Genomic DNA, 12,960 nt, shown 5'->3' with positions numbered 1-12,960 from the left:
TGATGACTTCACTGCAAAGAGCACCCACGAAGGTCACAAAGTGATACAAAGGAAATGCTCTTCATGTTTATTCACCTTCGTGCGCTTCGGGTCCTTGGAGGTGAAGCCTTTGTGCAGCGGACAACATCATCATAACTGCGACTATCGGCGCCAGGCGCTGCCCGAATGCCAGCCAGCGCCGTATGCGAATAGGGATCGTCATATCTTTGACTTCACTGCAACAAGCAACCACGAAGGTCACAAAGGGACACAAAGGAAATGCTCGTCAATTCACCTTCGTGTCCTTGGTGGTTACGCCTTTTTGCAGCGGACTCATCGAAAAAAACTGGGCGCTGTCGTCACGAATAACACTCCATCAATCACTTCGTAGCGATTCCCGTCGTCCGGCAATGTCGTCCAGCGCTCGTGGTTCCAATCGGCGTCAACCGAGCGTAGCGCAACGACGAGACAGCCGGGAAAGGAGTGGTTGCTGTCATACGCCCTCCTGAACAGGTGAGATTAGGAATATGGTACCCCACGACGCTGCCATGACGCACCATTCGGTAGCAGTGCAGGGCTGCCGTCGTGATTTGTCAGGGAACTGCCGCATTGCTGCGGGCTGAAGCCCTTGCTGAGGGCGCAGTTCGACCACGCTCACTGCAGGCGGTTCGACTGCGCTCACCGCAAGTGAAAGCCCCTCCGGGGCTGATCTCGCAGGGGTAGAATTTTCCGGATGTGCTGCGCGTTTTTCGCACCCCGACGTCTTTGCTCCTCATTCCCCCTGCCCCCTTTTCCCACGCTGTGCGGAAGGGAGGAGCGTCACTCTTCGTATTCCTTCGCGTCCTTCGTGGAAGGTACGCGTGCCTCCAGCGTTCGAGAGGCGCGCAGGCATATGAACGAATCCGTGTTCTCTCTCAAGGCGCCTGCAACCCCAGCGCCTGCAAGGTTGCCTCATCGAGCGACCGGTCGTTTGTGCCGTCGCGGGTCAGGCTAAAGCCGCCGGCATAATCCCACATCGCCCAACCGATCCGGCGCGCTTCGAGCGCGGTGCGCACATCGGTCAGCCAGGCAAGGCGATCCGCTGGCGTTGTGATCAATCGGTAGACCCCAAACTCGTTGCAGTTCAGCGGCACGTTGTGCTGTGCGCCCCATGCCGCCGCCTGGTCGAGACGCTGCCCGATACGTGTGGCGCCCCAGCCGCTCTGACCATAGAAACGGATTTCTTCCTGCGCGCGCGGATTGTCGATCATCGCCAGCGCAGCCGCGATCCGTTCCGCATCGACGGGGTAGGGAACGCCGCAGTAGTGCCGCCACATCTCGTACCCCCACGTCGCGCCCTGATGGGTGAACTCAAACGGTTCGTAGAAGTGGAAGTTGTAGACCACGTTGCGATCCGCCACCGGCGTGAGTTGCACTAACCCGTCGATGCTGGCCCATCCGTCGCCGCTGGCGATCAGCGTATGGCGTGGCGCGCCCTCGCGCATTGCCGCCAGAAAACGACGCAGCACCGCCTCCCAGCGCAGCGGGTTGTCGAAATGCGCTTCGTTCAACGCCTCCAGGAACAGCATCCCCGGATCGCGCGCGCTGAGATGCGTCGCCAATGCCCGCCAGAACCGCACGACCGCATCCACAAACTCGTCATCCGTCGCCAGCCGGTTCACAAAGCGATCCTCCGGGTGCAACTCAACGATCACCGCCAGGTCCGCCTCGAGGATCATATCGAGCGCGGCATCGAACAGCGGCAACCGGTCAGAATCGAGGCGCGCCGGCTCGCGTTCACTGAAGAGCACATACGGGTCGAGCGGGAAGCGCACGTGGGTCAGACCAACCCGGCGCAGCGCGCGGAACTCATCGGCAGTATGGCGCGATTGGAGCGTGGCGCGGGAGAACGGCGCCTGAGCGAACCAGTGGCTCATATTGACGCCACGCGCCAGGCGCGCCAGGCGATCCGCAGGGATGCCGGCGGGCGTCGTACATCCGGCGACGCTCAGTGACGCAGCGGCGGTTGCGATCTGGAGAAACGTGCGACGATTCATCGGCGCTACACTTTATCCGGCATGACACCTTCGGCGATCCGCCTGCGGAACAGCGCGACCGTCTCAGCGACCGCCTGTTCCAGCGGCGTAAACGGCAATTCGCCGATCACCCGCTCGAGCGGCGCGGCATCGAACGCTTCCGGGAAAGGAAGCGGCTTTTCATCGAAGGTGATCAACCCGCGCACCTGCGGCGCCACCGCCTCAATCGCTGCCACAATTTCGCCCATTGTCGCCACACTGCCGTTCAGGTTGAAGATCTCTGCGCCCTGGAATGGCGCGCGCGCGCAGGCGATGAAGGTGCGCGCCACATCATCGGCGTACTGGTAGGCGGCGCGCCCGCCATACGGAATGTGGTGCGGTTTGCCGAGCGCCGCCGCAACCATCGCCTTCGTCGGACTCGACGTCAACCCCTGGTCGCGCCCCGGTCCATAGACGATGTACGGGCGCAGACCAATGCTCGCCACCTGTGCATCCTGCCAGTAGACGCGCGCCGTGCCCTCATTGGCTTGCTTGAACACGCCGTAGAGCGTCGTCGGATGCCCGATGGCGCCGTGCGCCACCACGCCGGAGACATCGGCATCGACCGCGTCGTACACCGCCGCCGACGAGGCGTAGACCACGCTGCCGATCCGGTCGCGGCGCCGCGCGACCGCCTCGAAGACATTGACCGTACCGACGACATTGACGCGCGCGCCGAGCGGCGGGTTGGCGCGCACAAACGGAATCTGGAGCGCCGCCAGATGGATGACGCGCGTGATGGCATGCTCGTCGAGCGCGCGCTCGAGCGCCTCCAGATCGGTGATGTCGCCGTTCACAAACGTCACCTGTTCCAGTTCCTCATCGGACATGATCAACTTCAGGCGGCGCGGGTCGCTCGCCAGGTCGAAGACGACGACCGGCGTCCCTTCACGCGCCAGGTTGCGGACCGTCCACGCGCCGATACATCCGAGCGCGCCGGTGATCAGGAAACGTTCGTCGTGCATGGCGGTTGTAGAACTCGCATTCAGTACAATGAAGAGCGCAGGCTTCTGTCAGCGGAGAAAGAACTATGCCCTGCAACGCAGGCGCCGACTAGTGATCATCTGATACCAGGTCGCGTTCAGTCAGACAAACCGTTCATGCGTTCGTTGTGCAAGGCGCAACGGTCAACGCGCACCGGCGGGCATGTCGTGGATGCAGAGTGCGCATTGGCATTAGCAGCCCTGGCGGGGCTTCCACTTGCGGTGAGCGCAGTCGAACCGCTTGCAATGAGCATGGTCGAACTGCGTCCTCAGCGAGGGCTTTCGCCCACAGCGGCCCGGTGTCCTGCTCCACGCACCGGCAGTATGGTCCAAATGACTGCGCATTGGTTATGAGCGTTGTCCATCGTGCAGAGCGATTGTTGCGGCTATTATAGCACGGGATAGAAAGATGAAGATCGCTGCTGAATGCGGGGAATATCGGCGATTCGGCAGCGGGCGGGCGCTATGGTTTGCTCGGCAGCGCCCCGGGCGCGTTTTTGTAAAGTCGGCCACCGTCGTAGTCCAGTACGGCGCATATGACGCCGCCTATCCGACCCTGGCGCTACAGATGGACAAACCGCCGCCCCTTTTCCTGCTTCGGCAATCTCATACTAACTTGCGTTCAGTCAGACAAGATGTTCGAGCGTTCGTCGTGCAAGAAGCAATGGTCAACGCACTCCGGCAGTCGTAGACGCAGACTGCGCATCGGCTTCAGAAGCCCCGGCGGGGCTTTCACGTGCTCAGCGAGGGCTTTCGCCCGCAGCGCCCCAGCGTCCTGCGGCACGCTCCGGCGGTATGGTACGAATGACCGCGCCTGAGTATAAAAACGCTCCACGTGCGAGCGCCTCTCGCCCCTTGCCTCCTGTTGTTAGAGCGCCATGACGCGCGTATTGACGAAGTACGGGAAATTGAACGCCGTCATATCGCCTGTGCGCAAGCCGGGGATGGGCATCAGACGCGCCGTGAGCGGCTTGCGTAGCGCGCCTGCCAGCGCTGCGACTTCCGCCAGTATGCCTTCGATCTGCTCGATGGGCGTGTCCCCCGGCAGCGGAATAGTATCGAGACCCGTGCCACACACCGTGCTGAACGCCAGCAGGTCGCGCCACCCATAGCGCCCCTCAGCGTTGCGCTGCGCGAGCACAGCATCCTCCAGCACCGGCAGCATCACCCCGCTGAACCCAATCAGGACGACCCCCGCAGCGCGAATAGCATCGGTACAGGCGCGAATAACCGCCAGTGTGCCGGGTCCGCCGAATGGTGCGCCGCTGACGCGCTCGATAGCCGCGCCAATACTGCAAGTCGGGTCGGGATGCGGCGCCAGCGACCAGTCACATCCCGCGACGTACACGCCATGCGCCTCATCGATTCCTTTGAGTGCGCCACGGATGTGTGCATCATGCTCTGCGATTCGCGTTTTCAGGTTTTCCTCGAAGTGCTGGATTCTGGCAGCCACTGCCTGAAACGATGAGGAAACGCCATCATCTTCGATCTCGTGCGCCGCTTCCACTGCCAGCGCCGCCGCTTCTGGCCCGACAGCGAGCCACGGGTCGCCGCCGCTGTGGTAACTCGCCGGAAAGAACGGCGATCCCGGCGCAACCGACGCCAGCGCCGCAAACCGCAGATTGCCAAACCCATTCGGCGTCGCCGATGACAGCGCGGCAATCACGCGCGCTGCGGCTGCGATTGCCGCTGCGTCCGTCCTGCCATCGCGCCTGGCAAGACGCGCCGAGGTAAACACGATCTCCGTCGCTGCCAGCGCCTCCGCCAGCAACGCCAGACGGTCAGTTGCCACCCTTCCGATCGAAACATAATCGAACCCGGCATCGCGCGCCAGCGCTTCAGCATCATGCGCTATAGTCACAAGATCGGCGGGACGGTTCATCCCGCTCATATCGAGCGCCAGGCGCAGCGTCTGCACCACATACCCGGCATCTTCGAGCCGCCGCCGCGCCTCCTGTGCTGCCCGCGCCGCCTGCGCCACATCGCCCTCACAAGCGCTAGCCGTTAGTGTGCGAATGCGCATTTACACCTTGTCCTGCAATACACTCATCACCCGTTCAGCCCCCACAATCCGTCCCAACGCGGCGAGCGGATTCGGATCGGGACGCCACAACCACGCCACATCAAGCCAGAAACCAGGCAGAACCATCGAACGGTAGATATTGTCGTCGTCCGGCGGAACGGCGCGATACTGACCGCGCGTGTCGAGAACATAGAAATCGGCGCGCAACCGACCAGAGCGCGGGTCGATGATCCAGTACTCGCGCACGCCGACCGCCTGGTATTCATAGAACTTCTCGTCGCGATTGCGCGCCACGCTGTCGTCAGAAATCACCTCGACCACCAGATCGGCGGGTCCGGCGAGTTCGTGACGGGTCAGTCGCTCTTTGTGCTCCTCCGCCAGGAAGAACAGGTCCGGTTCCCGTCCAGGACCGTCCGGCAGCGCACGCACGGCAAACGGCGCGCTGCGCACGACGCCGAGACGCAGCGCACGCACAAACAGTCCCAGCAGCCGGTTGAGAAGATCGACAACGCGCTGATGCTCCTCTTCTATCGGCATATGGACGATAACCTCGCCGTTGATCCACTCACTCAGCCCCTCGTGGTCCCACGCCAACCACTCAGCATAGGTCATCCTGAGTGGCGCGGGATGCTGCGCCGCAGCCGAGGGATCAACCGCAGTCGGCGCACTCATGGCAGCCTCCTCATGAACCGGGCGATGCCTCCAGCGCCCATCCGCCAGCCTCGACCCGCAGTGTACCATCCGCGCGCCCCGGCGGCAACTCGATCGTCAACGGCAGGTCGGGGCGCAACCCAATCGGCGCGCTGCGGAACACCTCACGCCCGTCGAGCAGGATGCGCACCGGCGTCGCCGTCTGAACACGCGCCGCAACGACGCTGACCGTTAGCGCTCCGCCAGCCCGGCGCTGCACCCCAAGCGCGCCGGACTCGTTCGCCACAGCGAGATCGCCCAACCCCTGCAACGGCATCCAGTTGGCGCGGATCACGCGCTGATCACCGGCGTTCAGCGGCGGATCGTCCCAGAAGGTCGGTTGTGCGCCAATCCAGAGTTCAGCATAATCGCTGCCGTCGTCGGTGAACAGGCGGCGGTCGAAGTTCGCGCTGAACGCAAATACTTTTGTCCCGGCGAACCCGGCGTCGGACAGCGCCACCATCCCCGCGTCCGCCTGAGCGTCGTAGAAGCCAGCGAAGCGCACCGGTCGCACGGCGAACAGCCCCACATACCCGTTCCACGCCGACGGACGCGACAGGTCGCGTTGTTGATGGCGCGGCCAGCCCGCCGTCGCGCGCGGCGGCGGCAGATCGCGGTCTTCCGTGGCGTGAACGATCATCTGATCCACCGGCACAACGAAGCGCGCCGCAGGTCCAACCCGATTGGCAGCAGAGGCAAGCGCAGCATTCATCCACATTTGAAGTGGTTGAGGAGTGGCAGAAGCATTGCGCGCCGTCAGTTGCGTACTGAAAAGACCCTCATCGGCGCGCAGGACGACAGCGGCGGTCATATCCAGACCACGCTGACGCTCGACCGTTGTCATGCGCACGGTGATGGCATTGGTTTGCCGTTCGACCGTCATATCCCACGGGAAGGCTTCCAGGTAGCCATGTTCCTCAGTTGGCGCCGCCCATTCCAGCCCGCCGGCGCCCAACCACCAACCGCGCTGACCGAACGGCGCCGGTTTGACCACCGGGTTCTGGTAGAACGCATTCTGCCCGGTAGACTTGATCACTGCACGGTACAACCGTCCGCCGAGTTCGGGGAGGAACGTGAGTTCCAGAAAGCGATTTTCGACTATGACGGCGGGGTAGGTGCGCGGTTGCGGCAGACCGACGCGCGTCGGATCGAGGCGCGGGTAGGGATAGATCGGGTCGCCGGGATTGGTGGGCGCCAGCGCCAACTCGTAGTCATAAGTTGGAATGGTTAGCGTCGTCTCGCGGACGCGCACGCCAGAGAAGGGTGGCGCGGCGTAGCGCAGCGGGCGCCCATAGCGCCAGAGAAAATAATGCTGCCCGACATTCCCCATCTCGACCTGCCAGCGCGACGGGTTGGCGGGATTATAGGTCAGCAGGCGGCGCTCGAACGCCTGGAACATCACCGGCATCTCGTTCCCGCCGACGCGAACCAGCGCCCAGTATGGCTCACTGATCGGATAGCCGAAGGCGAACAGCGCGTCAACCGGCGCGGCTCTCATAAAATCGCGAAAGACGCGCGGCACGTTATGGCCCGTCACCGGCTCATAGCGCACAATCGTCGTCGCCGGCAGCGCCAGGTCGGTCCGTTCGGCAAGACCGTCGGGACCGAGCAGCGTGCTGACCCGTGCGCCGATGCGTTGAGGCGCGCGCCCGCCGCCATCGAACGCGACATACGCGGCAAGTTGTGCATACGTCGGCGCCTGCGGATTATCGACCGGATCGCCGGCGACGGGGATGGCGGCGGGCGCGCGCTGCTCGAAAGTCTCGAATCCGGTTTGAATCCTGCCGGTGATCAACTCGACCACCAGCCGTCCGCCGGTGACAAACCAGGGGGATCGGCGGTTGCCGTTCGGATCATTGATTTCCATCCGCGCTTTATCGAAATACTGCACCAGGCGCGTATCTCCCGGTGCGCCTGGAAAGTATTCGTAGCGCATCTCGCCGGGAGCGGCGCCATACGTCCACGAGCGCTGCACCACACCAGTCGCAACAGCCCGGTCAGTGCGCGTCCACAACGCAGCAAAGGCGGAGTCGGCGAAACCATCGGGAAGGGGTGCGGCAGAGACCGGCGCAGCGGGAACCAGCAGCGCAACGGCGACGAGGAGCGCCAGGAGTGGTTTCATAAGGATGACTCTCTTCTTGACGTATATTGTATACCCATGCTATAGTCATACTATCCCAGAAAGGTATGACCATGGCATCCATTGTAGGACAAAAAGGGCAGATTGTCATCAATAAAGATATCCGCGAACGTTTGGGAGTCAAACCCGGCTGGATCGCACTTCAGCGTCTGGTAGACGGGCATGTGGAACTTTACTTCGTTCCGCCGGAGCATGATCAATCACTGAAAGGAAGTCTGGCAGCACACATCACGACCGGCGTCAGCAACGGGTCGTGGGCGGAGACGCGCATGCGAGCCTGGGAAACGGCGGCCCGACGGAAAGAAGATCTGTCAGGAGAGGACTCCTGATGAGCGGATTGCTGGATACAAGCGTGGTAGTGCGGTATCTCACCGGCGAGCCGCCGGATCTGGCGATGCTGGCCGCACAGGTGATCGACAGTGACGAACATCTGCTCATCACTGATGTTGTTCTTGCCGAAACCGCGTATGTTCTCACCTCCGTCTACGGCATCCCGCGTGAAGCTGTGGTAGATACGCTGGTTCTTTTTCTCCAGAAGCGCAACATCTTCCCATCTGCGCTGCGCAAAGAGACGCTGCTCCAGGCATTATTGCTCTGCCGCCCGTCAGGACGCATTTCCTTCGCAGATGCGCTCGTCTGGGCAGCCGCCATTGAAACGGACGACAAAATCGTCTACTCCCTCGACGCCCGCTTTCCGCGCGATGGCGTCGAAGTGCGACGCAGCAGGGCATCATAGCGCGAACAGGCAGATCAAGGTCTCGCCAGATCTTTGCCGGAGGCGATAGCCTGGAACCAGCCGGGAGATTCCGCTTTCAGGCGCTCAAATTCGGCGCGTGTGCAGACAAACAAGTCAATTCCCACCGGGAATCCGACCGGCAGAAAGCCAACAGCACGTTCACGCATCGGCGTATCCGTCGAGGAGAGGATCAGGCACAGGTCAACATCGCTCCCAGGTCTGGGGATGCCGTTTACCCACGAGCCGAACCAGATGATGCGCTCAATCTCCGGATGCGCAGCAAACAGGCGATTTGCATATTCCCTGACAGCCTGTTCGACGCGCGCTCGATCAATTGATTTGATGACGACAGAACTCAAGGATGGTCTCCGCATATCGGATGGCTTCTTCTGCTTCCTCTTTCGTGTAAAAATCGGTCGGCGCGCCGGAAGCAAACCCATTCGGATAGTGGGTAGGGATGTAGTGCTTGTCCAGGACGCGGCAATGGTCCACCAGTTTGGGCGGCGTCTGGATGTCTGGCGGCAGATTTCCGATCAGCGCGGTAAGCGTGTGCCCCCACGCCTCCATCCCCAACCGCTGAAACAATGACTTCAAAGCTTTTTCTGCGGCCTGCTGGGCGGCAAAGCAACTCCACTCATAATCGCCATCGTCCAGGGCATTCCGGGCATGGCGCAGGTCCGCCTCAGCCTGTCGAAACCAGTCTGCGTACCTGTTGGTCATCGTTCCGGGGCCTTTCATGCGATGTTCAGGCTCAGCGTTCATGGCTCTATTGTACTCCGATATGTAGACCGCCATCGATACACGTTACGCCTTTACGTCTCGTGCGTGAACCTTTCTGGAGAGCGCCATCATCCTCGAACCACCATCATTATCCCGTCCTGGTGCACAATCGGCATCGCAAAGTTGAACACATCCGCCTGCGCGCAGAGTTCCATATCGGCAAGCGGGAGGTGGGGATGGGCAGGATCGCCAAAGCGTCTGCCGAAGGTCGACTCGCGCACCCGGCGCTCGAACGGCGCCGGGTCGGGCGTCTGGCCGCGCAGATGCGCCGCAAGATACTCGGCGCACGCAATATCCTCATCGCCATCACGGTCGATATAGACCCCAGTAACCAGGAGGGTGACGCGTGACGGATCGAGGCGGCGCAGCAAACGTGCAGTAGCGACGGCGCACACCAGCGAGCCGCCAAGGAGCAGAGCGGCGTGTCGGGCGATGGTTGCGCCACGAACGCCGCCAGCCGTACAGAGCACAACATCCCGATTGGTCAGGCAAACATTGCGCAGAGCGGCAGGTGAATTGCCAAAGTCGAACCCATCAATGGGGAAACCGCCGGGCACTGCGCCAACCGTTGCAGCGGAAGGGAAACGGCTCGCCAGCACGCGGGCTTCGTCGGGGGTCGCTGCAAGCAGAAGCGCGCGCGCGCCGGCATGGAACAGGTAGGCAGCAGTTGTAAATGAGCGCAACACGTCAATGACAACAACCGCCTCATTGGGTGCAGCGCCGCAGTAGGTTTGCAGATCGGCGAGTGCGATCTCCATTGCAGTTCAGAGGGTGTCTGAAAACTCGCCTCACGAGGTGCAGTCGGGCGGGCGAAGGGAGCGCCTTTACCCGCCCGATTGACGTTTCAGACACGCTCTCATAGAGCGATCAACCAAACCTGGATCATCAAAGACGTGGAGCGGCTGAGCCCGTCGCAGCCGACGTTGGCTGAGCTTGTCGAAGCCAACGTCAGCAAATATGCGCGAGCGGTTCGACCGACTTCAGTGGAAGAAGCCGACGTTGGCTGAGCCTGTCGCAGCCAACATCAGCCGCAAGGCGGTCAACACGGGCAAGTATTGTGCACCATCTGGTTGATCGTTCTATCAGGCGTTGCGGATCGTTTGCAGTTGGCGACATCCAGGAGCACGCATCAGATGATGTGGTAGGCAAGGATATACAAGTGATGCCGCCTGCCCACATGGTCACGCGCGTGATCGCTAAACGTCCCTTCGATCTTGAACCCCAGGCGCTCGAAGATCGCAATGCCGCTCGTCTGCTCCTGCAGAATCTCAACGATCACCTTTGCCACCCCCAGGTCGCGGGCTGCATCGAAAATCGCCTGCGCCATGGCAGTGCCAAGGCCGCAGCGGCGATAATCTGTACGCACGATCAGATGAATATCACCGACGTGGCTCGACCATCCCGGCAATCGCCGCACCGCACTGTAGCCGACAATCTCGCCGCTCTCCGTCACCGCAACCAGCTGGCGCCAGTTTTCTGCCGCATATGCGTTGACCAGACGGTTGATGATCTCGGGGTTGTGCAAGTCGGTCTCAAGGTAGAGCCAGTCATCGTCCGGCAGCGAACGACCAAACTGGAGCAACGCATCGCGATCATGCTCAGCGAGCGGGCGAATCGTCACAGTCTGGCCGTTGCGCAACGTTGCGGCAATCGGCGCTTCTACGCGCTCAACCATACAATCACCTCCTGTCATGATACTACGGTTCGCTATCGCCTTCCGGCGTCGTCCAGTTCATTGTCGTTCGCCGATGGATCAGGCAGCACGCCCATGGATGTGGAGTGCTCTTACTTTACTATATCACAGACGCTGCCGCATGAGCGTCTTCGCCATATCTGGTGAAGAAATGGTTACTCGCTACAAAAACATCCTAACACCACATTGATAACCCTGCCACTACAATGGTACAATAGGAGTTGCAACCTATTCCTGCATACCTGCTGCGACGACGGATGTTGAGGGCTGTTCTGCATGCTGGCTGTCGCTCCGCGATACGATAACAGCCAGAGTGCAGGCAGTTGGGCGCTCACATGAATTACTCCAGAGCCGGATAATTTCACCTGGCGGCATCGCTGATGTGATGGCGCAGCTTTGCTATCGCAGACATTAAGGAGGAAGCAATGGCGACCAACGGACGCGACGTGGTGGTGCTGAGCGGTGTACGCACCCCCATCGGCAATTTTGGCGGCAGTCTCAAGGATCAACCGCCAAGCGAACTGGCGGCGCAGGTCGTGCGTGAGGCAGTGAAGCGGGCAGGGGTCGAGCCAACGGAGATCGGGCAGGTGGTGTTTGGCAACATTATTCATACGGATGGGCATGATCACTATCTGGCGCGGGTCGCGGGCGTGAAAGGCGGTCTGCCGGTGGACGTTCCGGCGCTGACGCTGAATCGTCTGTGCGGCAGCGGGTTGCAGGCGATCATCTCAGCAGCGCAGACGATTATGCTGGGCGATGCCGACGCTGCTGTCGCCGGCGGCGCCGAGTCGATGAGCCGCAGCCCGTATTGGGCGCCGGCGATGCGCTGGGGCGCGCGCATGAATGATGTCACGATGGTCGATGTCATGGTTGCAGCGTTGAGCGACCCGTTCGACGATGTGCACATGGGGGTGACCGCCGAGAACGTCGCTCGCAAATGGGAAATCACCCGCGAGGATCAGGATGCGCTGGCGGTCGAGAGCCACAAACGCGCCGCAGCAGCTATTGCCGAAGGGCGCTTCAAGGATCAGATTGTCCCAATTGAGATCAAAGTCAAGGGTGGGACGCAGTTGTTCGATACCGATGAGAGCGTTCGCCCCGACACAACCCTGGAGAAACTCGCCAAACTGCGCCCGGTGTTCGACAAGCAGGGCACGGTCACGGCGGGGAACGCGTCGAGCATCAACGATGCTGCGGCGGCTGTGGTGCTGATGGATCGCAGCGTCGCCGAGCAGCGCGGCTACAAGCCAATGGGTCGTCTGGTTGGATACAGTATGGTCGGCGTCGATCCCAAGTACATGGGCATCGGTCCGGTGCCGGCGGTGCGCAAGGTGCTGGAGCGGACCGGGTTGACAATCAGCGATATCGATGTCTTCGAGGTGAACGAAGCGTTTGCAGCGCAGGCGCTGGCAGTGCTCCGCGACCTCGAACTGCCGATGGACAAAGTCAATCCGAACGGCAGCGGCATTTCGCTCGGCCACCCGATTGGCGCCACCGGCGCGATTTTGACGGTGAAAGCGCTTTACGAACTGCACCGCACCGGTGGTCGCTATGCATGTGTCACCATGTGTATCGGCGGCGGTCAAGGCATCGCTGCGATCTTCGAGCGGATGTAGCAAGGTTTGGCAGCGGAAACGTTGAACCCATGCCTCGGCAGGCGTGCGGGTTGAACGTGGAAACCTTGAAGGGAGGGGCGTCCCCGGTGGGCGCTCATCAGGTTGCAAGTCGCAGAAGGTACGAGACATTAGAAGTCGAAGGGGTTGGGGGAAGGAGCGCTGGTTTCGGGTTCTCGGTTCTCGGTTCTCAGTTCTCGGTTCTCAGTTCTCAGTTCTCAGTTCTCAGTTCTCAGTTCTCAGTTCTCAGTTCTCAGTTCTCAGTTCTC

Annotated in this window: 13 protein-coding genes; 3 read left to right on the top strand and 10 right to left on the bottom strand. The window is 61.5% G+C overall.

What is annotated here, in order from left to right:
• Positions 1–67 precede the first annotated feature (67 nt).
• The 6 genes from AC3EA7_RS14795 to AC3EA7_RS14770 form a co-directional block, all read right to left on the bottom strand.
• Positions 68–202: a hypothetical protein gene (locus AC3EA7_RS14795; protein WP_488614835.1), complete on the bottom strand. Its 135-nt coding sequence runs from the start codon at positions 200–202 to the stop codon at positions 68–70.
• 691 nt (positions 203–893) lie between these two features.
• Entirely contained in the window at positions 894–2,015 is a 1,122-nt protein-coding gene (locus tag AC3EA7_RS14790; protein ID WP_488614834.1) for a glycoside hydrolase family 5 protein, read from the bottom strand.
• Positions 2,016–2,020: 5 nt separating this feature from the next.
• Positions 2,021–2,998: an NAD-dependent epimerase/dehydratase family protein gene (locus AC3EA7_RS14785; RefSeq protein ID WP_488614833.1), complete on the bottom strand. Its 978-nt coding sequence runs from the start codon at positions 2,996–2,998 to the stop codon at positions 2,021–2,023.
• 886 nt (positions 2,999–3,884) lie between these two features.
• Positions 3,885–5,039, bottom strand: a complete 1,155-nt coding sequence (locus AC3EA7_RS14780; protein WP_488614832.1) for a DUF711 family protein — start codon at positions 5,037–5,039, stop codon at positions 3,885–3,887.
• Entirely contained in the window at positions 5,040–5,711 is a 672-nt protein-coding gene (locus AC3EA7_RS14775; RefSeq protein ID WP_488614831.1) for a Uma2 family endonuclease, read from the bottom strand.
• A 10-nt stretch (positions 5,712–5,721) separates the two neighbouring features.
• Positions 5,722–7,851, bottom strand: a complete 2,130-nt coding sequence (locus AC3EA7_RS14770) for a DUF5107 domain-containing protein (protein WP_488614830.1) — start codon at positions 7,849–7,851, stop codon at positions 5,722–5,724.
• Between the two features lie 71 nt (positions 7,852–7,922).
• On the opposite strand from AC3EA7_RS14770, the gene AC3EA7_RS14765 reads away from it, so the two are divergent.
• Both AC3EA7_RS14765 and AC3EA7_RS14760 read left to right on the top strand, forming a co-directional pair.
• A complete protein-coding gene (locus AC3EA7_RS14765; RefSeq protein WP_488614829.1) occupies positions 7,923–8,198 on the top strand; it encodes an AbrB/MazE/SpoVT family DNA-binding domain-containing protein in 276 nt (91 codons plus the stop codon).
• The gene (locus AC3EA7_RS14760; protein WP_488614828.1) at positions 8,198–8,605 is read left to right on the top strand and encodes a type II toxin-antitoxin system VapC family toxin; all 408 of its coding nucleotides are present in this window, start codon (positions 8,198–8,200) and stop codon (positions 8,603–8,605) included. The genes AC3EA7_RS14765 and AC3EA7_RS14760 overlap by 1 nt, the downstream gene beginning before the upstream one ends.
• Before the next feature lie 14 nt (positions 8,606–8,619).
• On the opposite strand, the gene AC3EA7_RS14755 is transcribed toward AC3EA7_RS14760, so the two are convergent.
• The 4 genes from AC3EA7_RS14755 to AC3EA7_RS14740 all read right to left on the bottom strand — a co-directional run bounded on the left by AC3EA7_RS14755 (position 8,620) and on the right by AC3EA7_RS14740 (position 11,060).
• Positions 8,620–8,964 (bottom strand): nucleotidyltransferase domain-containing protein, encoded by a 345-nt coding sequence (locus AC3EA7_RS14755; protein WP_488614827.1) that lies wholly within the window; start codon positions 8,962–8,964, stop codon positions 8,620–8,622.
• Entirely contained in the window at positions 8,936–9,325 is a 390-nt protein-coding gene (locus tag AC3EA7_RS14750; RefSeq protein ID WP_488614826.1) for a HEPN domain-containing protein, read from the bottom strand. The genes AC3EA7_RS14755 and AC3EA7_RS14750 overlap by 29 nt, the downstream gene beginning before the upstream one ends.
• A gap of 128 nt (positions 9,326–9,453) precedes the next feature.
• Positions 9,454–10,143, bottom strand: a complete 690-nt coding sequence (locus AC3EA7_RS14745; RefSeq protein ID WP_488614825.1) for a 2-phosphosulfolactate phosphatase — start codon at positions 10,141–10,143, stop codon at positions 9,454–9,456.
• A 371-nt stretch (positions 10,144–10,514) separates the two neighbouring features.
• Complete coding sequence (locus AC3EA7_RS14740; protein ID WP_488614824.1) at positions 10,515–11,060, bottom strand: GNAT family N-acetyltransferase; 546 nt, start codon at positions 11,058–11,060, stop codon at positions 10,515–10,517.
• A 443-nt stretch (positions 11,061–11,503) separates the two neighbouring features.
• Between AC3EA7_RS14740 and AC3EA7_RS14735 the strand changes: the two genes are divergently transcribed.
• Entirely contained in the window at positions 11,504–12,694 is a 1,191-nt protein-coding gene (locus tag AC3EA7_RS14735) for an acetyl-CoA C-acyltransferase family protein (protein WP_488614823.1), read from the top strand.
• Positions 12,695–12,960 lie beyond the last annotated feature (266 nt).

This window comes from Roseiflexus sp., from assembly GCF_057785375.1.
Note: the sequence above shows the minus strand (reverse complement) of the source record. Positions and strands in the feature narration are given on the sequence as shown.

Bases quoted from the DNA above. Each gene is read 5' to 3' on its own strand.
- AC3EA7_RS14795 (WP_488614835.1), bottom strand. From the start codon at position 202: ATGACGATCCCTATTCGCATACGGCGCTGGCTGGCATTCGGGCAGCGC.
- AC3EA7_RS14790 (WP_488614834.1), bottom strand. From the start codon at position 2,015: ATGAATCGTCGCACGTTTCTCCAGATCGCAACCGCCGCTGCGTCACTG.
- AC3EA7_RS14785 (WP_488614833.1), bottom strand. From the start codon at position 2,998: ATGCACGACGAACGTTTCCTGATCACCGGCGCGCTCGGATGTATCGGC.
- AC3EA7_RS14780 (WP_488614832.1), bottom strand. From the start codon at position 5,039: ATGCGCATTCGCACACTAACGGCTAGCGCTTGTGAGGGCGATGTGGCG.
- AC3EA7_RS14775 (WP_488614831.1), bottom strand. From the start codon at position 5,711: ATGAGTGCGCCGACTGCGGTTGATCCCTCGGCTGCGGCGCAGCATCCC.
- AC3EA7_RS14770 (WP_488614830.1), bottom strand. From the start codon at position 7,851: ATGAAACCACTCCTGGCGCTCCTCGTCGCCGTTGCGCTGCTGGTTCCC.
- AC3EA7_RS14765 (WP_488614829.1), top strand. From the start codon at position 7,923: ATGGCATCCATTGTAGGACAAAAAGGGCAGATTGTCATCAATAAAGAT.
- AC3EA7_RS14760 (WP_488614828.1), top strand. From the start codon at position 8,198: ATGAGCGGATTGCTGGATACAAGCGTGGTAGTGCGGTATCTCACCGGC.
- AC3EA7_RS14750 (WP_488614826.1), bottom strand. From the start codon at position 9,325: ATGACCAACAGGTACGCAGACTGGTTTCGACAGGCTGAGGCGGACCTG.
- AC3EA7_RS14745 (WP_488614825.1), bottom strand. From the start codon at position 10,143: ATGGAGATCGCACTCGCCGATCTGCAAACCTACTGCGGCGCTGCACCC.
- AC3EA7_RS14740 (WP_488614824.1), bottom strand. From the start codon at position 11,060: ATGGTTGAGCGCGTAGAAGCGCCGATTGCCGCAACGTTGCGCAACGGC.
- AC3EA7_RS14735 (WP_488614823.1), top strand. From the start codon at position 11,504: ATGGCGACCAACGGACGCGACGTGGTGGTGCTGAGCGGTGTACGCACC.